The 18,944-nt window shown below is 73.9% G+C and carries 14 protein-coding genes; 7 read left to right on the plus strand and 7 right to left on the minus strand.

Annotated features, from left to right (window positions below):
- Positions 1-64 precede the first annotated feature (64 nt).
- Positions 65-3,211 carry an AfsR/SARP family transcriptional regulator gene (locus tag AKI01S_RS11800; protein ID WP_067815013.1) on the plus strand — a complete coding sequence of 1,049 codons (3,147 nt, stop codon included), beginning with the start codon at positions 65-67 and terminating at the stop codon, positions 3,209-3,211.
- 19 nt (positions 3,212-3,230) lie between these two features.
- Complete coding sequence (locus AKI01S_RS11805) at positions 3,231-4,061, plus strand: helix-turn-helix transcriptional regulator (RefSeq protein WP_067815016.1); 831 nt, start codon at positions 3,231-3,233, stop codon at positions 4,059-4,061.
- An 86-nt stretch (positions 4,062-4,147) separates the two neighbouring features.
- Here AKI01S_RS11805 and AKI01S_RS11810 read toward each other — a convergent pair whose 3' ends face one another.
- On the minus strand, positions 4,148-4,483 hold the full coding sequence (locus tag AKI01S_RS11810) for a cupin domain-containing protein (protein WP_067815019.1): 336 nt from the start codon (positions 4,481-4,483) through the stop codon (positions 4,148-4,150).
- Positions 4,484-4,554: 71 nt separating this feature from the next.
- Between AKI01S_RS11810 and AKI01S_RS11815 the strand changes: the two genes are divergently transcribed.
- Entirely contained in the window at positions 4,555-5,508 is a 954-nt protein-coding gene (locus AKI01S_RS11815; RefSeq protein WP_067815022.1) for a GlxA family transcriptional regulator, read from the plus strand.
- Between the two features lie 10 nt (positions 5,509-5,518).
- On the opposite strand, the gene AKI01S_RS11820 is transcribed toward AKI01S_RS11815, so the two are convergent.
- Positions 5,519-6,775, minus strand: coding sequence for a carotenoid oxygenase family protein (locus AKI01S_RS11820; protein WP_067815024.1), 1,257 nt, complete (start codon positions 6,773-6,775; stop codon positions 5,519-5,521).
- A 78-nt stretch (positions 6,776-6,853) separates the two neighbouring features.
- On the opposite strand from AKI01S_RS11820, the gene AKI01S_RS11825 reads away from it, so the two are divergent.
- Positions 6,854-7,552, plus strand: a complete 699-nt coding sequence (locus AKI01S_RS11825; protein WP_067815027.1) for a TetR/AcrR family transcriptional regulator — start codon at positions 6,854-6,856, stop codon at positions 7,550-7,552.
- 8 nt (positions 7,553-7,560) lie between these two features.
- On the opposite strand, the gene AKI01S_RS11830 is transcribed toward AKI01S_RS11825, so the two are convergent.
- Positions 7,561-9,225, minus strand: coding sequence for an acyl-CoA carboxylase subunit beta (locus tag AKI01S_RS11830; RefSeq protein ID WP_067815029.1), 1,665 nt, complete (start codon positions 9,223-9,225; stop codon positions 7,561-7,563).
- Positions 9,222-10,277 carry an NAD-dependent epimerase/dehydratase family protein gene (locus tag AKI01S_RS11835; RefSeq protein ID WP_067815032.1) on the minus strand — a complete coding sequence of 352 codons (1,056 nt, stop codon included), beginning with the start codon at positions 10,275-10,277 and terminating at the stop codon, positions 9,222-9,224. Before AKI01S_RS11835 ends, AKI01S_RS11830 begins: the two co-directional genes overlap by 4 nt.
- 343 nt (positions 10,278-10,620) lie before the next feature.
- On the opposite strand from AKI01S_RS11835, the gene AKI01S_RS11840 reads away from it, so the two are divergent.
- A complete protein-coding gene (locus AKI01S_RS11840; protein WP_067815035.1) occupies positions 10,621-11,784 on the plus strand; it encodes an epoxide hydrolase family protein in 1,164 nt (387 codons plus the stop codon).
- A 65-nt stretch (positions 11,785-11,849) separates the two neighbouring features.
- Here the strand turns inward: AKI01S_RS11840 and AKI01S_RS11845 are convergent, their stop codons facing one another.
- From AKI01S_RS11845 to AKI01S_RS11855, 3 genes are read right to left on the minus strand one after another with little or no spacing between them, the layout of a single operon-like run.
- Positions 11,850-13,085 (minus strand): cytochrome P450, encoded by a 1,236-nt coding sequence (locus tag AKI01S_RS11845; RefSeq protein WP_067815051.1) that lies wholly within the window; start codon positions 13,083-13,085, stop codon positions 11,850-11,852.
- 16 nt (positions 13,086-13,101) lie between these two features.
- Positions 13,102-14,259, minus strand: a complete 1,158-nt coding sequence (locus AKI01S_RS11850; protein ID WP_067815054.1) for an MFS transporter — start codon at positions 14,257-14,259, stop codon at positions 13,102-13,104.
- Positions 14,260-14,275: 16 nt separating this feature from the next.
- Positions 14,276-15,676, minus strand: a complete 1,401-nt coding sequence (locus AKI01S_RS11855) for an FAD-dependent oxidoreductase (RefSeq protein ID WP_067815057.1) — start codon at positions 15,674-15,676, stop codon at positions 14,276-14,278.
- A 280-nt stretch (positions 15,677-15,956) separates the two neighbouring features.
- Here AKI01S_RS11855 and AKI01S_RS11860 point away from each other — a divergent pair, with 280 nt between their 5' ends.
- Together AKI01S_RS11860 and AKI01S_RS11865 are read left to right on the plus strand one after the other, a co-directional pair.
- Positions 15,957-17,333 (plus strand): aminotransferase family protein, encoded by a 1,377-nt coding sequence (locus tag AKI01S_RS11860; RefSeq protein WP_067815059.1) that lies wholly within the window; start codon positions 15,957-15,959, stop codon positions 17,331-17,333.
- A 41-nt stretch (positions 17,334-17,374) separates the two neighbouring features.
- Entirely contained in the window at positions 17,375-18,922 is a 1,548-nt protein-coding gene (locus AKI01S_RS11865) for a GMC family oxidoreductase (RefSeq protein WP_067815061.1), read from the plus strand.
- Positions 18,923-18,944: the final 22 nt, after the last annotated feature.

Consider the following 18,944-nt stretch of genomic DNA (forward strand, 5'->3'; position numbering starts at 1 on the left):
CGCTCTCACAGCGCTACGACAGGCCGCGCGGTCCCTGTGAGCGGGTCCTCCTAGCCTTGTGAGCATGCGGATTCAGGTGCTGGGGCCGGTCCGGGCCTACGGGGACGACGGAGCGCCGGTCGACGTCGGCGGGGCCAGGGTTCGTGCTCTGCTGGCCAGGCTGGCGCTGGCCGCCGGCGAGGTGGTGCCGGTCGAGTCGCTCGTCGACGGGCTGTGGGGCGATCACCCTCCGCGGGAGAGCGGCAGGGCGCTGCACGCGCTGGTGTACCGGCTGCGGCGGGCGCTGGGCGAGGTCGAGGCGGTCGAGCTGGCGTCCGGTGGATACCGTCTGCGCGTACGCGCCGAGGACGTCGACGCCCACCGCTTCGAGAAGCTGGCCGAGCGGGGCCGCGGCGAGCTGGCCGCCGATTCCGGGCCGCGGGCGGCGGCGCTGCTGGGTGACGCGCTGGCGCTGTGGCGGGGCGACGCGCTGGCCGACGTGCTCGACGTTCCGTTCGCCGGCGCGGTCGCCGCCCGGCTGGAGGAGCTGCGCGTCACGGCCACCGAGGACTGGTTCGAGGCGAAGCTGCTGCTGGGCGGCCATGGCGAGATCCTGGCGGATCTGCAGGCGGCGACCGCGGCGCATCCGCTGCGCGAACGGCTGGCCGTGCTGGGCATGCGGGCGCTGCACGCGTCCGGCCGCCAGTTCGAGGCGCTGGCCCTGTTCGAGAGGGTGCGCCGGACGCTCGCCGAGGAGCTGGGCGTCGACCCCTCCGAGGAGCTGAGGAAGGCGCACCTGGCGGTGGTGCGCGGTGAACCCGGGCTGTCGGAGCGGTCCCGGGCGGCACCGGGGCGGCTGCCGACCCCGCTGACCGGCTTCGTCGGTCGGCGGGAGGAGCTGAAACTGCTCGCCGGGCTGCTGGAGAGCTCGCGGCTGGTCACCGTCGTGGGTCCCGGAGGGGTGGGCAAGACCCGCCTGGCCGTGGAGGCGGTGAGCCGCCATCGGGCCCACCGGCGCGGCCGCGTCTGGCTCGTCCCCCTGGCCGGGGTGGACGCGCCGGACGGGTTGCCCGGCGCGGTGCTGGGCACGATCGCCGCGGCGGAGGCCCCGCCGCCGGGGGAGCCGCTCGACCGGTCGGTCGCGCTGCTCGCCGGTGACGAGGGCGTGCTCCTGCTGGACAACTGCGAACAGATCTCCGAAGCGGTGGCCGGGTTCGCCCGGCGGCTCCTCGAACGCCTGCCGAACCTGACCATCCTGGCCACCAGCAGGGAACCGCTGGAGGTCATGGGCGAAGCGCTGTGCCGGCTGGCCCCGCTCGCCCTGCCCCCGGCGCACGCGGACCCCGCCCGCGCCGCGGAGGCGACCGCGGTACGGCTGTTCCTCGATCGGGCGGCCGCCGTACGGCCCGGCTTCGCGCTGGACGAGTCGACGGTGGGCCCGGTGGTGGACGTCGTGCGCCGCCTGGACGGCCTGCCGCTCGCGCTGGAGCTGGCCGCGGCGCGGCTGCGCACGATGAACGCCGACGAGCTCTCCCGGCGGCTGGACGACCGCTTCCGGCTGCTCGGCACCGGCAACAGGACGGCCCGGCCGAGGCAGCGGACGCTGCGGGCGGTCATCGACTGGAGCTGGGACCTCCTCACCGACCAGGAACGGACGCTCGCCCGCCGGATGTCGGTGTTCCCGGCCAGGGCCGGTCTCGGCCCGATCGAGGCGGTGTGCTCGGACGACTCCGTGGGAGACGTCGCCTACCTGCTGGACTCGTTGGTCGACAAGTCCATCGTGGAGCGGTCCGGTGACGGCTACCGGATGCTGGAGACCATCCGGGCCTACGCGGCCGACGAACTCCGCTCCGCCGAGGAACGCGATGCCGTACGGCGAAGGCTCACGCGCCACTACGCCGACCTGGCCGAGCGGCACGAGCCGCTGCTGCGCTCGCACCGGCAGATGGAATCGCTGCGGCTGTTCGGGTTCGAGTACGACAACCTCGTGCACGCCCTCCAGGCCGCCATCGACGACGGTGACGCCGAGGCGGCGGCCCGCATCCTCGGCCCGCTGTACTGGTACTGGGACACGCTGCGTTATGACGGCCGGGCCGACGCCTACGTGACGAGGGTGCTGGAGTACGGCGACGCGCTGCCCCCGGCGGCCAGGGCCGCGTTCACCACGATCCACCTGCTGGCCGGTGGAGGAGACGCCGAACGGATGCGGGCGGCGGTCGAGGACTGCGCGCGGACGGGCGCGCTGCCGCGCTATCCGATGCTGCTGACCATGACGCTCACGGCGGCCTTCATGGCCGGGCTGGACGACCTGGTGGACCGGGAGATCGCCCGCGTTCGGGACGGCTCGGACGGGTGGGCCATCGCCCACACCCACCTGGTCGAGGCGCTGCGCAGCCGTGTCCGCGGGGACTGGGCGGACGGCGCGGCCGCGGCGGCGAGGGCGTTGCGGGCGTTCGAGGAGGCGGGCGACCGGTACTGGACCGCGATGGTGCTGAACGGCACGGCGCAGATCCACGCCGTCGAGGGGCGGCACGACGAGGCGGTCGCCGACTACGAGCGCAGCATCTCGATCAGCACCGGCCTCGCCTGGCAGGAGGAGATCTCCTCCCGGCTCGGGCTCGCCACGGAGCGCATGCGCGCCGGCGATCCGAAGGGAGCCTGGCGGGACCTCGAAACCGCGGAACGGGCGGCCTGGGACCGCGGCCAGCCCATGCTGGAGATCCAGGTCCACGCCTGCGCGGCGGAGCTGTACCGCCGCCGCGGCGAGATCGACCGGGCCGACCGGGAACTCGACCGGCTGGAGAGGGTCGCCCGCGTGCTGGAGCTGCCCGCCGAGACGAGCCGGAGCCTGCTGCTGCCCGCCAGGACCGCGAACCTCCTCACCGCCGGTGACGCCGCACGGGCGCGCCGGACGCTGCCCGGCGCCGTCCGGGCGGCACAGGCGAACATGGACCTCCCGCTGGCCGCCCAGCTCCTGGCCCGGCTGCGGTCGCTGGAGGGCGATCCGGAGGGCGCGGCCACCGCGCTCGGCATGAGCGAGGTCATCCGCGGCGCCTTCGACCACGGCGACCTGGAGTTGGGCGCGTTCGCGGCCACCCTCGCGGACCGGCTCGGGGGCACCGGCTATGCCAGGGCCTATCACCGGGGCGCCGACATGCCACGGCAGGAGGCGATCGACCACCTGCTCGGCCCCGCCATGGAGTCACCGGACCGCCGAGAACGCACCGGCTGAAGCCGGAAATAATGGGCACGTGACCTTCGATCGACGTGTCGAGCTGGGCGAGTTCCTCCGATCGCGCCGCGCGCGGCTCCGCCCCGAGGAGTTCGGCCTGCCCTTCCACGGGCGGCAGCGCCGGGTTCCCGGACTGCGTCGCGAGGAGCTGGCACAACTGGCCGGGATCAGCGTCGACCACTATGTACGGCTGGAGCAGGGACGCAGCCTGCGGTTCTCGGCGGAGGTCCTGGACGCGGTGGCCAGGGTGTTGCGCCTGGATCCGGCGGAACGGGAACACCTGCACCGGCTGGCCCGGCCCGCTCCGGCCATGGCCGAGGAACCGGTGGACAGCCCGCCGCTGCGCCGGGGCGTCCACAGCCTGCTCGCCGCGATCGACGGGGCCCCCGCCTACGTGGTCGACCGCACGACCGACGTGCGGGCGTGGAACCGGCTGGCCGCGGCGTTCATCGCCGATTTCGGCGAGCTTTCCGCCGCGGAGCGCAACATGGCCAGGCTGGTCTTCCTCGACCACGGCATGCGCGACCTGTACGTCGACTGGTGGGCGCGGGCCCGCGACGTGGTGGCCTTCCTCCGGCTGGACATGGCGCGCCCGCCTGCGCCCGCCGCCCGGTCCCTGATCGAGGAGCTGTCGGCCGCCAGTCCCGAGTTCCGCCAGATCTGGGCCGAGCACGACATCAAGGCCCCGGAGCACGGCAGCTACCGATACCGGCATCCGCTGGTCGGCGAGCTCGAATTGACCTACGAGACGCTCCGGCTGCCCGGTCACCCCGACCTCGCCCTGGTCGTGCACACCGCAGAGGAGGGCTCCCCCGCCGAGGAAGCGCTCCGCGTCCTGGCGCGGTCCTGACGCGGTGGTCCCCGTTCCGGCCCTCCTCGGGGACCGGGCCGACCGGGCGGGGCCGTCAGGCCGACGGGCCTGACGGCCCTGGACATCTAGCCTTCGGGGTAGAAGAGGAACAGCGTGCAGCCCGTCCTCGTCTGCGGGACATGCGAGGAACCCGCGGGGGCGTGGATGAACGAACCGGCCGGGTGGTCGCGGTCGCCGTCGTTGAAGACACCCGAGACCACGAAGACCTCCTCGGGGCCCGGTTCGTGGACGTCGACCCCCTCCCAGCACGTGTTCGCGTCCATCTCCAGCACGTAGGCCTTCGCGCCGCCGGCCCCGCTCCACAGCGGCCGCGCGCGGATGCCGGGGAACAGTTCCTGGACCGGGGCGTCCTCGACGGTGGACCACTCACAGGCAGGCGTGTTCTTCTGCTCTGTCGTCATGGGGCCAGCTTGGCGGCCGACCGCCGCCTCACCCGAGTGTCAGGAAAGTCAACATGCGGTACTTTTCTGCCATGCATCGGGTGATGGCGCTCATCCGCCCGCCCCAGTCGAGTTTCGAGCTCGCCTGCGCGGCCCAGGTGTTCGGGGTCGAGCGGCCGGGGCTCCCGACCCGGTACGCCTTCGGCGTGTGCGCCGAGCACCCCGGTCCGGTCGCGACGCTCGCCGGGTACGACATGCTCGTGACCGACGGGCTGGACGCGCTCGACGGGGCCGACACCGTGGTCATCCCGGGCTGGCTGCCCGTCGGGGAGCCGCCCTCGCCCGAGGTCGTCCGGGCGCTGCGCCGCGCGCACTCCCGGGGAACGCGGGTGGTCAGCATCTGCTCCGGTGCCTTCGCGGTGGCGCACGCCGGGCTGCTGGAGGGACGGCGGGCGACCACCCACTGGGCGCTGGTGGACGAGTTCGCCGAGCGCTTCCCGCGCGTCCAGGTCGACCCGAACGTGCTGTACGTCGACCACGGTGACGTGGCCACCAGCGCCGGCGCGGGAGCCGGTTTCGACCTGTGCATGCACCTGGTCCGCAGCGACCAGGGCGCCCGGTACGCCGCCCATGTCGCGCGGACCATGGTCATGCCGCCCCATCGCGAGGGCGGGCAGTTGCAGTACTCGGCGCCGCCGCATCCCGCGCGGATCGACGACGGCTCGCTCGCGCCGCTGCTGGAATGGGTCGCCGGGAGACTCGGCGAAGCGGTGACCGTCGAGAGCATGGCCGCGCACGCGGGCGTCTCAGCGCGCACCCTCGCCCGGCGGTTCGCCGACCAGCTCGGCACGAGCCCGGGGCAGTGGCTCCTCGCCCAGCGGATCGCCGCCGCCCAGGAGTTGCTGGAGTCCTCCGACCTTCCCCTGGAGGCCGTCGCCCACCGCGTCGGGCTCTCCTCGGCCACCAATCTCCGCAGGCGCTTCCGCAACGCCCTGGGCACCACGCCGGGCGCCTACCGCCGGGCCTTCCGGGCCAGGCCGCGCTGACGGCCCGCGTTCAGACGCGGCGCGACCACGTCTCGAAGTCGAAGGTCAGCTCGCCGCCTGGCTCCTCGCCGTGGTTTGGGGAGTCCGGGGCCGGTATCCAGGTCCGGGACAGGTCTGCGTCCAACGGGGCGGGCAGCCGCACCGCCGCCGGGCTCCGCGCGGGGTCGAGCGCGTCGAACACGCGCAGCTCCCACCGGGCCTGGCCGGGGTGCCGGGCGACGGCCACGATCCACCCGGCGCCCTCCATGTCGGGGCGGCGCGGGTCGGGGGCGAAGACGGGAGCGCCGACCCGCCAGCCCGGTCCCAGCGCGGCGACCCGTTCCCCGCCGCCGGCGAGGTCGTGGCAGCGGACGGTCGCGCCGCCCTCGTTCCGCGTGGCGAACAGGTGGCGGTGCCGGCGGCCGCTCACCCGTGGATCGACCGCCGCGGCCGTCGCGGCGCCGACCGCGCGCTCCCCCACCAGGAGGCCGTCCGCGGGGTCCAGCCGCCAGCGCGTCACGCGGGACGGCCCCCGCGTGACGACGTCCACGACGATGTGGCGGCCGTCGTCGTAGGCGTTGACGACCTCGACCACCGTGCGCCGGGGGACGTCGATCCACCGTGGCGCGTGGCGGCCCGCGTGGTCGTGCCGGAGGACGCCGAGCCGCGGCGCGCGGCCGGGGCGCGCCGTCTCCCCCGCCCGCGCGCCGATGAGCGCGGCGGCCGGGGAGTGCGCGGCGCCCGAGTCGAAGATGACCAGGTGGTCGCGGGTGGCCGCGACCATGCACACCAGCGGCGCCCCGTCGAGCGGGAACGGTTCGGCGCTCAGCACCGTGCCGTCCGGGCCGACGACCAGGTGCTCGGCGTGGTCGAGTCCGGGGCAGGTGGCGACGGTGTGCCAGGCCGGCGCGTCCGCCGCCCGCGCCGGGCGGGCGAAGGCGGCGGGGGCGGGCGCGTCGGGGTCGTCGTCCCGCGGGTGCCTCGGCCAGATCGCGGGGGCCAGAGCCGGGACCGGCGCCAGGGGACGGGAGCGCGTCACGGGGAACCGTCCCCTCAGCCACCGCGCCCCGCCGGCGGCGATCCGCACCCCGGCCAGCAGGGGCGGGCCCGCGAGCATGTCGCCGTGGGAGCCCGGGACGGTGGGATGGGACACCGCCTGCGCGTAGCAGCCGTTCAGCGCGTCGGGGAGTGCGCCGACGACGTCGAACGGGCCGTCCGCGGGCGACCGTCGCGGCGGGGCGGCGGCGAGCGACGTCCGTGGGCCGGAGTCCGGGACGGTGGAGGTCATCGGCACCTCCGCAAGCCGGGAGATCTTCAATAACAGTGTTTTGCCAAAAAAATATCGGCGTTATGCAACAATGTCAATGTGAGTCCGCGCAGCCTCGACCCCGATCTCCGCGACACGTTGGTGGACATCGCCGCCCGGCTGCTCGCGGCCGAGGGACCGCAGGCCCTGACCACGCGCCGGGTCGCCGCCGAGGCGGGCAGCTCGACGATGGTCCTCTACACCCATTTCGGATCGCTGGGCGACCTGGTCCGCGAGGTGGTCCGTGAGGGCTTCGCGCGCCTGCAGGACCACCTCACGCGCGTGCGGGCGACCGACGACCCGGTCGCGGACACCGCGCTGCTGGGGCGGGCCTACCGGCGCAACGCCCTGGCCAACCCGCATCTGTACTCGGTCATGTTCGGCAGCGCCACGCTCGGCGGGTTCTCGCTGTCGGAGGAGGACCGCCACCACGGCCGCTACACGCTGGCCAACGTCGTCGAGTCCGCGGCCCGCTGCGTCGCGTCCGGCCGGTTCCGCGCCGAGGACCCCGAACTGGTCGCCCACCGGCTGTGGAGCGCGATCCACGGCCTGATCACGCTGGAGCTGGGCGGCTACCTCGTCGCCCCCTACGACGCCCCCACCTGCTTCGAGTCGCAGCTCGTCGCGCTCATGGTCGGCTCCGGGGACGCGATGGAGGCCGCCACCGCGTCGGTGGCGGCCTCCGGGCTCCGGCTGGACGAGATCGCGGGCGCGGTCGGCTCGGCGGACGGACCGCCCGCGCGCCCCGGCCGCGCCTGACCCGGCCCCTACAGCGGCGTGTTGCCGTGCTTGCGCTGGGGCGGGCTCTTGCGCTTGTTCCGCAGCATCTCCAGCGCCCGCGCGACGGCGGCCCGGGTCCGCACCGGATCGATCACGTCGTCGACCAGGCCCCGCTCGGCGGCGTGGTAGGGGTGCATGAGCTGCTCGGAGTACTCGGCCACCAGCTCCGCGCGCAGCCCGTCCGGGTCGGCGGCGGACAGGAGCTGTTTGCGGAACAGCACGTTCACCGCCCCCTCGGCCCCCATGACGGCGATCTCGTTGGTCGGCCAGGCCAGCGACAGGTCGCACCCGATGGACCGGGAGTCCATGACGATGTACGCGCCGCCGTAGGCCTTGCGCAGGATGACCTGGACGCGCGGCACGGTCGCCTCGCAGTAGGCGTACAGCAGCTTCGCGCCGTGCCGGATGACCCCGGAGTGCTCCTGGTCGACGCCGGGCAGGAAGCCCGGGACGTCCACCAGCGTCACCAGCGGGATGCCGAACGCGTCGCAGAACCGCACGAACCGCGCCGCCTTCTGCGCCGCGTCGGCGTCCAGCACCCCGGCCAGCACCATCGGCTGGCTGGCCACCACCCCGACGGTCTCGCCGTCGATCCGGGCCAGCGCGCAGATCACGTTGCGCGCCCAGTGCTCGTGGACCTCCATGAACTCCGCGTCGTCCACCAGCTCGCCGATCACCGCCCGCATGTCGTAGGGGCGGTTGGGCTCGACCGGGACGATCTCGGCCAGCGCCGGCCGCTCGTCGCCGACCGCGCCGCACCGCCCGGCGGAGGGGGCGGGCTCCAGGTTGTTGCCCGGCAGCAGGGAGACCAGGTAGCGGACCTCCTCCAGGCAGGTCTCCTCGTCGTCGTGGACGAACGACGCCACGCCGGTGCGCTCGCCGTGGACGTCGGCGCCGCCCAGCTCGGCGTGGGTGACCCGGACCCCGCTCACCGCCTCGACGACCTCCGGCCCGGTCAGGTACATCTGCGCGGTGTCACGCACCATGAACGTGAAGTCGGTCAGCGCCGGGGAGTAGGCCGCTCCCCCCGCGCACGGCCCCAGGATGACGCTGATCTGCGGGATGACCCCGGACGCCCGGACGTTGCGGTGGAAGATGCCGCCGTAGCCGTTGAGCGCCATCACCCCTTCCTGGATGCGCGCGCCGCCGCTGTCGTTCAGCCCGATCAGCGGCGCCCCGTTGTCCAGCGCCAGGTCCATCACCTTGTGGATCTTGGCGGCGTGCGCCTCCCCCAGCGAGCCCCCGAAGACCGTGAAGTCCTGGGCGTAGACGAAGACCCGGCGGCCGTGGACGGTGCCCGAGCCCACCACGACGCCGTCGGTGTGCGGGCGCTTCCGCTCCATCCCCAGACCGTGCGCCTGGTGCCGCCGGAACGGTTCGAGCTCGACGAACGAGTCCTCGTCCAGGAGCAGTTCGAGCCGTTCCCGGGCTGTTCGCTTGCCCAGCCCGTGCTGCCGCTCGGTCGCCTCCGCCTGTCCGGCGACCACCCGCGCGCGCAGCTCGTCGTTCCGCGCGCGCAGCCCCCGCATCGACGGCGCCGGCTCGGCGGCCTGCCGTCCCCGGCCGTCCTGCGCCTGTTCCGGCCCGGCAGGCCGCCGGCCGTTCGGCCGCGGTACCGGGACCGGGACGAAATCGACCTCCGGCGCGCTCACCGCCTCACCTTCCCCTGTTCCCGTCGTTCCTGGAGAGCCCGCGAAGGAGGCTCGGCCGCCCGGCCCGCCTGCCGGGCCGACAGCAGCCCCGCCCGGTGCAACCAGCGCACCGTGTCCCCGAAGGTCTCGGTCACCGGGCGCGGCCCCGGTCCCACGTCGACGCGCAGGTCACGGCCGCTGACATGGACGGCGCCGTACTCGGCGGGAATGTGCCAGGGCCAGACGCGCTGCACGGCATCGGTGAGCAGCCCGACCGGGACCACCGCGCGGGCCGGGAGGAACACGGTCGGCAGGCGGCGTCCGGTGACCTGGCGCAGGGTGGCCACATACTCCCTCGTGGACATGTGCCGCCCCGGGACCAGGAGCCGTTCCGCTCCCCTCCCGGGGGCGTCGAACAGGTCCGCGTGGAACGCCGCCGCGTCCCGCACGTCCCCCACCGGGAATCCGCCGAGGGGCCAGATGGGCATCAGGCCGCGCAACGCGTTGCGCAGGCGAGCGGTCTGGTCGCCCAGCTTCGGGTCGTCCGGGCCGAGCAGGGCGGCCGGATAGGTGATCACCACCGGCGCGCCCCGCGACCGGTGGCGCCGCGCGATCCGCTCGGCCGCCGCCTTGGTCGACAGGTAGCACTCGCGGGGACGCCCGACCGGCGCGTCCGCGCGGACGCGCCGCCCGCCGTCCGGCTCCAGCACGCCGAACGTCGAGACGTGGACGACCGGATCGGCCCCCAGCCGCCGGGCCGCGCCGAGCACGACCTCGGTGCCCCGCTCGTTGGTCCGCCGCATGGAGGCGCGCCGCCTGCTGTCGAACGAGTAGACCGAGGCGGCGTGCAGCACGGCGTCGGCCCCGCGCACCAGGCGCCCGACGGCGGCCTCGTCCGTGACGTCGCCGACCACCACCTCGACGGCGGAGCGGTCCACTCCCAGCGGCCCCAGCGCGGGTTCGACCCGTCTCTCGTCCCGGGCCAGCAGCCGGACGCGGTGTCCCCGCCCCACCAGCGAGGACACCGTATGGGCCCCCAGGAACCCCGTCCCGCCGGTCACGCTCACCAACATCGAACCAACTCCATCCGGCTCGGCGCGTCACACGACCCGACCCCAGATCGCGGCGGTTTCGGTTACGAGCCTGCATCGCGGTCACGGCGATGTCTTCTTCGAACGGGCCGTCTTCCCCGTCCCGGGCCCGGCGGCCGTTCGGCGGGCCCCGCACCTGTCTCCCACATTGCTCGACATTTATCGAAAAATGCTTTTCTCGGAGAGTCGAATCCCTGGAAGCGCACTCGAAAAGATGCGCTTCCTCCGCCCCGGACGGACGATTCAGTAGTTGACATGCCCGGTGGCGAATCCTTTCGATCAACGGATTCCGCTCCGGTTCCCCGACCGCGCGAAGGAGGACGGAATGCGGCCGTTCCGCATCGAGATCCCATCGGGAGCCATTGACGATCTCAAGCAGCGACTCGCGCGGACCCGCTGGCCGGACGGGTACGCGGCGGGCTGGGAGCGCGGGGTCCCCGTCGGCTATCTCCGGGAACTCGTGCGCTATTGGCACGACGACTATGACTGGAGACGGGCGGAGGCGAAGCTGAACGACCTCCCGCAGTTCATCACGGAAATCGACGGGGCGCAGATCCATTTCGTGCACCGGCGCTCCCCGGAGCCGGACGCGATCCCGCTGCTGCTGACGCACGGCTGGCCCGGATCGTTCGTGGAATTCGCCGACGTCATCGGTCCGCTGACCGACCCGCGCGCGCACGGGCTGGACCCCGCGGTCGCGTTCCACGTGGTGGCCCCGTCCATCCCCGGGTTCGGGTTCTCCCAGCCGCTCCGCCCCGGATGGGAGGCCGTCCGGATCGCGCGGGCCTGGAGCGAGCTGATGGAGCGGCTCGGCTACCGGAGGTACCTCGCGCAGGGCGGGGACGCCGGCGCGGTGATCTCCCTGCAGCTCGGCAGGTCGGACCCCGAGCACGTGCTCGGCGTGCACGTCAACATGCTGCTCACCTACCCGCCGCAGGACCCCTCCGCGCTGGCGGAGCTCGATGACGGCGACCGCGCCCGCCTGGACCTGATGGCGAAGTTCAACGCGGAGCTGTCGGGTTACATGACCCTGCAGATGAACCGGCCGCAGACGCTGGCGTACGCGCTCACCGACTCCCCCGTGGGCCAGCTCGCCTGGATCGTCGAGCGGTTCAAGGACTGGACGGACTCCACGGACGCGCCCGAGGACGCCGTCGACCGCGACCAGATGCTGACCAACGTGACGCTCTACTGGCTCACCGCCTCCGGGGGCTCCTCGGCGCAGCTGTACTACGAGGGCGCCGAGGGGATGCGGATGGCCGCCTCGGGGATCGCCCCGCCGCCGGTCACGGTGCCGGTCGGGGTCGCGGTCTTCCCGCGCGACATCTACCTGCCGGTGCGCAGGCTCGCCGAGCGGGACATCAAGAAGATCGTGCACTGGACCGAGTTCGACCGCGGCGGCCACTTCGCCGCGATGGAACGGCCCGCGGACCTCGTCCAGGACGTGCGGAAGTTCGCCCGCACCGTGCGTGACGCGGACGGGCGCTGAGCCGCCGGCCGTCGTCCCCGGCCCGGTGCGGAGCCTTGCGGGCGCCCCGGGCCGGGGACGGCAGCTCACAGCACCGCGCCGTGGGCGGCGGGCGACCGCCGCCGGGAGACCGGCTCCGTCCTCACCGGCAGGGAGACCAGGCTCCTCCTGCTGGAGGAGACCCACCATCCCAGATCCGCCGAGGGCACCGCGAGGCGCAGGTGCGGGGTCCTTCGCACCAGCGCGCCGAGCGCCACGCGCAGCTCCACCCGCGCCAGATGGGCGCCGAGACAGAAGTGGGCCCCGTGCCCGAACGCCAGATGCCCGCCGGACGCGCGGTCGGTCCGGAACCGGTGCGGGTCGGCGAACACGGTCCCGTCGCGGTTGGCCATCGGCAGCGCGACGCTCACCTGGTCGCCCGCGCGGATGCGCACGCCGTCCACCTCGACGTCGCACGTGGCGGTCCGGGCCATGCTGAGGGTGACCGCGGGGCTGTGCCGCAGCGACTCCTCCACCACCCCGTCGAGCAGCCGGGGGTCCGCGCGGAGCCGTTCCGCCAGGGCGGGGCTGGACAGCAGGCGGTGGGCCGCGTTGGCGATCTGCGCCGCGGCCAGCGCGTGCCCGTCGAAGAACAGCGAGGCGGCCAGGCCGGTGAGGTCGTCCCAGCCGCCCAGCCCGCCCTCCCGGTGGGCGGCGACCAGCTCGCCCAGCAGGCCCGTCGGGGGCTCCTCGCGGTCGGCGAGCAGCTCCACGACCGCGGCGTGCAGCCGGAGCTCGCCGCGGTGGACCTCGGCCGGGGCGGCCTCCGGCGGGCCGAGCCGTTCGGTCGCGCACTGGAAGATCACCTCACGGCGCGCCGGGGGCACCCCGAGCAGCTCGCACTGCGCGCCGAAGGTCAGCGGGACGCAGAAGTCCCGCAGCAGGTCGCCGGTGGCGGGGGACGCGTGGAGCCGGTCGAGGAGCACCTCCGCCATCCGCTCGACGCGCGGCTGGAGCGCCGCCACCCGGCGGGCGGAGAACGCCCTGCCGACCAGGCGGCGGATCCGGGTGTGCTCGGGCGGGTCGAGGTCGGTGACCGACATCCTCGACGCGGGACCGCGCGGCCGGCGCAGCCCGGCCGACGGCCCCCGGGCGAACCGGGGGTCCCGCAGCACCGCGCGGCCCGCCTCGTACCCGGTCACCAGCCATTCCCCGACACCGCCGGCCTCCCGCAGGAGGGTCACGGTCCGTCCCTCGGCCACCGGGAACCGTCCGACCAGATGCCGGGGACACCGGCCCTCGACGAAGTCCGCGCCTCCCCGCCCTCTCGTGGCGTCGACCATGGTCCTGTCCTCCGCTTCATGCGTGTTCGGAACGGCTGGGAACGTTCAGGGCGAGCAGCGAGACGACGAACGCGACCAGGGCCAGCCCCGCGATGGCGGTGCGCAGGTCGAGCCACGCGGCGCACCAGCCCACCAGGGCGGGCCCGAGCAGGAGCCCGATGCTGGCCAGCGACGTGCTCGACCCCAGCACCGCGCCCCGGTCCTCCGGGGCGGCGCCGCGTCCGATCAGGCCGTAGGCGGTGGGCGGGGCCACCGAGATCGCGGCGCCGACCATGGCGGTCGCGGCCAGGGCGGACGCGGGGCCCCCGGCGGCCGCCAGCGCCAGGACCCCGAACGCCGACAGGCCGCCCGACGCCAGGAGCACGGTCCGGTCGGAGGCGCGGCCCGACAGCCAGTGCCCCCCGAACCGGCCGAGCGCCATCGCCGCGGCGAAGACGCCCGGCGCCGCCGCCGAGAGCCCGATCGGCGCGCGGACGACGTCCGTCAGGAACACCGCGCTCCACTGCTGCACCCCGCTCTCCACCACCAGGGCGAGCGCGGCGAGCACGCAGAACGGCAGGGCGGCGCGGCCGAGGCCGCGCCACCCGCCGCGCCGGTCGTCCCGGCTCCGCCCGGCCGGGGCGAACCTCGCCGGCAGGGCCGCCCTCCCCCACAGGAGCACGCTCGCCGCGACCGCGGAGTTGAAGCCCACCACGACGGCCTCGGCGGGGATCCCGGCGGTGCGGACGGCGCCGGTGAGCAGGCTGCACGTCAGCAGGCCGACCGGGAACAGTGCGTGCGCCCGGTTCATGATCGGTTTTCCCGAGCCGGCCTCCACGGCGGAGGCTAAGGCCACGGCGACCACGTTGCACGCCCCCGAGCCGCATCCGAACAACGTGACGGCGACGAACAGCTCGGGGACCGAGCCGGCGAACGGGGGCGCCGTCGCGAGCACCGCGAACCCGATCATGAAGATCGGCGCCGTGCGGCGTCCCCACCTGTCGACCAGCCGCCCCGCGACGACCATCGTGGGCAGGGTGGCCAGCGCTCCCACGAGCAGCGCGGCGCCGTACTGCGCCTCCCCCGCGCCCGTGGCGCGCCGCACCTCCGGCATGAGTGCGAGGTAGGGACCCCACAGGGCCCCGTAGGCGGCGAACACTCCGAAGACGACCGCAGAACCGTGGCGCGACCGCATCCCGAGGCGTCCCGGGTCAACGCGAGGGCTGGCGGACCGGGCCGCTCCGGCCGTCCGGCGACCGCGACCCGCCCGCAGGAGGACGGCGGACGGCGTGCCGCAGCACCCTCGCCACCATCGACGGGCGCATCAGCGCGGTGGGCGGGTCGATGAGGCCCGCGACGCGCATGAACCCGTCGGTGACCGCGGCGTCCTTCGTCGCGGCGTACTGCAGGCGGGCCATGTAGGCGTTGCCCATCCGCACCTTCACCGTGCGGGGCCCCTCCACGCCCGGGAAGTCCAGGTCGCCGCCGGCCGAGATCTCCCACGGCGCGTCGACGATGCGCGCGACCTGGGCGAGGAACGGCCGCGGGGACGGCCGGGGCTCCCGGCGCAACTGCTCGCGCAGCGCCATCGCCTCGATCGCCGCGACGCTCATCCCCTGGCCGTACACCGGGTTGAAGCTGCAGAACGCGTCGCCGAGCACCAGCAGCCCGTCGGGGAACCGGGTCAACCGCTCGTAGCGGCGCCGGACGCTCGCGGCGAACCGGAAACGCACCGGCTCGTCGAGCGGCTCGGCGTCGTGCACCGCCTCGTACACGTCCGGAACCGGCAGCGAGCGCACGTATTCGAGAAAACCCTCCGGATCGGTCGGAGGATGGTCACCGAGAATTCCCGTCAGCGACAGGATGCATTTGTCGGGGCCGACCTGACCGAAGAACGCGCCGCGGGGATGCGCCGGAGAAGCCACCGGGTTGATGGACTGAACGCCGTCGAACATCTCCGGCCGCATTCGGTAATGCCGGGTGGTGTAGGCGAGGTCGACCTTGACCCGTTCCTCGCCGGGCCGCTGGTAACCGAGTTCCTCCAGCCACGCGGGAACACGCGAGCCGCGGCCGCTGGCGTCGACCACCAGGTCGCCTTCGAGGACGTCCTCCCCGCCCTCCCCGTCCTCCCGGAGGCGCCGCTGCACCCGCACCCCGGTGATCCGCCCGCCGTCCGCCGTGGCCGTCAGGCCGAGGACGGAGTGCTCTTCGAGGAAGGTGACGTTGGGCAGCGCCGCCACCCGCCCGCGCACGTGATCCTCCAGCACGGGACGGGGGGCGGTGACCGACAGCAGCCCGGTGCGGGCGGGCCGCAGCTTCCTGGCGTTGAAGTACCAGCGCATCTCGCCGAGGTCGCCGGTCGGCACCCCGGCCTCGGTCAGCTCGGCGGTGAAGTTCGGGAACAGCTCCTCGAAGATCAGATGGCCGCGGGCGTGCAGGCCGTGCGCGTGCACCGTGTGCGGCGCCCCGCGCCGTGACTCGCGCACGCCGAGCAGCCGGTCGCGGTCGACGACCACCACCTCGGCGTAGGACTCGGCCAGTACCCGGGCGGCGAGGAGCCCGGCCATACTGCCGCCCAGCACCACCGCGCGGTTTCCCATCCGGCTGTTCATCGCTGCGCTCCTTCTAGCCGCTCCGTTCCGGGTTCATTTCAGTGCCCGCCCGCCGGGCCCGCATCTTCGTGATTGCGGTGACGGGTATGCGGCCCGTTCCCTCCCCTTCCGACCAGGCGAGACCGTCGGCCGCCCCGCGTTTTCGGGTCGACCCGGATATCGAGCAATTACCGAGAAGGCCCGCGGCGGCGACCGCAGTACCTTCAGAGCGGCGGAAATCCATTCGGTTGTGCTGATCATTCGATTCGGTCCCATGGCCGGAGACGAAAGGAACGGATTCGTGACGATCGCTTCCACGGCGCGGACGCAGTCGATGTCCGCGGCCGAACTCGAGGACCTGGACCGGCGGCACCTGATCCATCCGCACCAGCGGTCCGCCCAGAACGAACGGCACGTCATGGTCCGCGGCGAGGGGTGCCACGTCTGGGACGCCCACGGCACCCGGTACCTGGACATGACCGGGGCCGCCAACTGGCTGGCCCAGGTCGGCCACGGGCGTCCCGAACTGGCCGAGGCCGCCGCCCGGCAGACCTCGGAGCTGGAGTACTTCACCAGCTTCGACGTGTACTCCAACGACAAGTCGATCCTGCTGGCGGCGCGGATCGCGGACCTCGCCCCGGAGGGCCTGGACCGGGTGTTCTTCACCAACGGCGGCTCCGAGAGCGTCGACACCGCGATCAAGGCGGCCCGGCTGTTCCACAGCCGGCGCGGGGAGCCCGACCGGACGTGGATCATCTCCCGCCGCTTCGGCTACCACGGCGTCACCTACGGCGCCGGCAGCGCCAGCGGCTTCGACCACCTCCAGTTCGGCGCGGGGCCGTTCCTGCCGAACTTCGAGAAGGTGACGCCCCCGCTGCCCTACCACCGGGAGCTCTACGGCGGGGAGGACCCCACCGACTTCCTGCTGCGCGAGCTGGAGGAGACCCTCACGCGGATCGGCCCGGAGAGGGTCGCCGCGATGATCGGCGAGCCCGTGATGGGCGGCGCCGGGGTGGTCCCGCCGCCCGACGACTACTGGCCCCGGGTCCGCGACCTGCTGAGCCGGCACGGGATCCTGCTGATCGCCGACGAGGTGGTGACCGCCTTCGGCCGGACCGGCGCCTGGTTCGACTCCGCCCGGCGCGGCATGGCACCCGACATGATCGTCATGGCGAAGGGCCTCACCAGCGGGTACGCGCCCCTCGGCGCCGTGCTCATGCGCACCGACATCGGCGACGGCATCACCGAGGACCAGGGCTTCGCGCACGGCTTCACCTACTTCGGGCACGCCACGTCCTGCGCGATCGCGCTGGCCAACCTCGACCTGATCGAGAAGGAGGGCCTGGTGGACCGGGCCCGGCAGATCGGCGGGTGGCTGCGCGAGGGACTGGCGTCCGCGGCGGAACTGCCGCACGTCGGCGAGATCCGGGTGGCGGGCGCGATGGTCGGCATCGAGCTGGTCGTCAGCCGCGACACCCGCGAGCCGCTGTTCGCCGGCGCGGGCGCCGCGACGGCCGAGCTGCGCGACGTCCACCAGGTCATCACGCGCGACTACGGCAACACCATCGTCCTGGCCCCTCCCCTGGTGCTCGACCGGGACGACGCGGCGCGGGCGACACGGGCGATCACCGAGGTGCTCGCCCGGCTGGACGGTGACGGCGGCCTGCGGCCTCGATGACCCCGTCGACGAACCCTCCAACAGGTCGAAGAGGACAGCGAATGTACGACTACGTCATCGTCGGTGCCGGCTCCGCGGGGTGCGTCCTGGCGGCCCGGCTGAGCGAGGACCCCCACACGAAGGTCTGCCTGCTCGAGGCGGGCCCGGCCGACACCTCACCGAACATCCACCTCCCGTCCGCGTTCGGCCGGCTGTTCCGGACCCGCCTCGACTGGGACTACGACACCCTCGACGAGCCGTTCCTGGACGGCCGCCGCGTCTACCTTCCGCGCGGCCGGATGCTCGGCGGGTCCAGCTCCATGAACGCCATGGTCTACATCCGCGGCCACCGGGCCGACTACGACGGATGGGACACGCCCGGCTGGAGCTACCGGGAGATGCTGCCCTACTTCAGGCGCTCGGAGGACAACGAGCGCGGCGCCTCCGAATACCACGGCGCGGGCGGACCGCTCGGCGTCTCCGACGGACGCTCGCGCAACGAGATGACCGCGGCGTTCATCCAGGCCGGCGTCGAGGCGGGCTTCCCCGCCAACGACGACTTCAACGGGGCGGAGCAGGACGGCTTCGGCTTCTACCAGGTGACCCAGCGCGACGGGCGGCGTTGCAGCACCGCCGCGGGCTTCCTGCGTCCGGCGCTGGACCGCCCGAACCTCACCGTCAGGACCGGGTTCCAGGCGCACCGCGTCGTCTTCGACGGGGACCGCGCCGTGGGGGTCGCCGGCACCCACCGGGACGAGGAGGTCGAGATCCGCGCCGAGCGGGAGGTCATCCTCAGCGCCGGCGCCTACAACTCGCCGCAGCTGCTCATGCTGTCCGGGATCGGCCCCGGGCAGGCGCTGGCCCCGCTGGGCATCCCGGTCCGGATCGACCAGCCGCACGTCGGCCAGAACCTCCAGGACCACCCGCACACCCTGCTCATCTTCCCGCACGACCGCCCGGTCAGCCTGCTGATCGCCGGAGAGCCGCAGTACGCGCTGCAGTACGAGCGGGAGCGCAGCGGCCCGCTGTCGTCCAACATCGCCGAGGCGGGCGGGTTCGTCCGCGCCACGGACGGCGCGGAGGTCCCCGACGTCCAGTTCCTCGCCGGGCCGATCATGTTCGCCGAGGGCGGCCTGCGCGCGCCGACCGCCCACGCCCTGTCGGTGGGGGTGGGCGTGCTGAAGCCGCGGAGCCGGGGAAGCGTCACGATCGCCACGGAGGACCCGACGGCCAAGCCGGTCATCCAGCACAACTACTTCGCCGACCCCGCCGACATGGAGGTCGCGGTCGCGGGCATGCGCGTCGTGCTGGAGATCGCCAGGCAGAAGGCGCTCAAGCCGTTCACGCAGACGCTGATGGACGCCCCGGCCTCGGAGTCGGACGCGGACCTGCGGGCCTACGTGCGCCGCGCCACCCAGACGCTCTACCACCCGGCGGGCACCTGCGCGATGGGCACGGTGGTCGACGGGCACCTGCGCGTCCTGGGCGTCGACGGGCTCCGGGTCGTCGACGCCTCGGTGATGCCGGACCTGGTCCGGGGCAACACCAACGCTCCCACGATCGCGATCGCCGAGAGGGCGGCCGACCTGATCCGAGGCGTCGCCTCCTGACGGGAGCGGCCCCGGACCAGGT

Source organism: Actinomadura kijaniata NBRC 14229, from assembly GCF_001552175.1.
GTDB lineage: Bacteria > Actinomycetota > Actinomycetes > Streptosporangiales > Streptosporangiaceae > Spirillospora > Spirillospora kijaniata.

Bases quoted from the DNA above. Each gene is read 5' to 3' on its own strand.
- AKI01S_RS11800 (WP_067815013.1), top strand. From the start codon at position 65: ATGCGGATTCAGGTGCTGGGGCCGGTCCGGGCCTACGGGGACGACGGA.
- AKI01S_RS11810 (WP_067815019.1), bottom strand. From the start codon at position 4,483: ATGACGACAGAGCAGAAGAACACGCCTGCCTGTGAGTGGTCCACCGTC.
- AKI01S_RS11815 (WP_067815022.1), top strand. From the start codon at position 4,555: ATGCATCGGGTGATGGCGCTCATCCGCCCGCCCCAGTCGAGTTTCGAG.
- AKI01S_RS11820 (WP_067815024.1), bottom strand. From the start codon at position 6,775: ATGACCTCCACCGTCCCGGACTCCGGCCCACGGACGTCGCTCGCCGCC.
- AKI01S_RS11835 (WP_067815032.1), bottom strand. From the start codon at position 10,277: ATGTTGGTGAGCGTGACCGGCGGGACGGGGTTCCTGGGGGCCCATACG.
- AKI01S_RS11840 (WP_067815035.1), top strand. From the start codon at position 10,621: ATGCGGCCGTTCCGCATCGAGATCCCATCGGGAGCCATTGACGATCTC.
- AKI01S_RS11845 (WP_067815051.1), bottom strand. From the start codon at position 13,085: ATGGTCGACGCCACGAGAGGGCGGGGAGGCGCGGACTTCGTCGAGGGC.
- AKI01S_RS11850 (WP_067815054.1), bottom strand. From the start codon at position 14,259: ATGCGGTCGCGCCACGGTTCTGCGGTCGTCTTCGGAGTGTTCGCCGCC.
- AKI01S_RS11855 (WP_067815057.1), bottom strand. From the start codon at position 15,676: ATGAACAGCCGGATGGGAAACCGCGCGGTGGTGCTGGGCGGCAGTATG.
- AKI01S_RS11865 (WP_067815061.1), top strand. From the start codon at position 17,375: ATGTACGACTACGTCATCGTCGGTGCCGGCTCCGCGGGGTGCGTCCTG.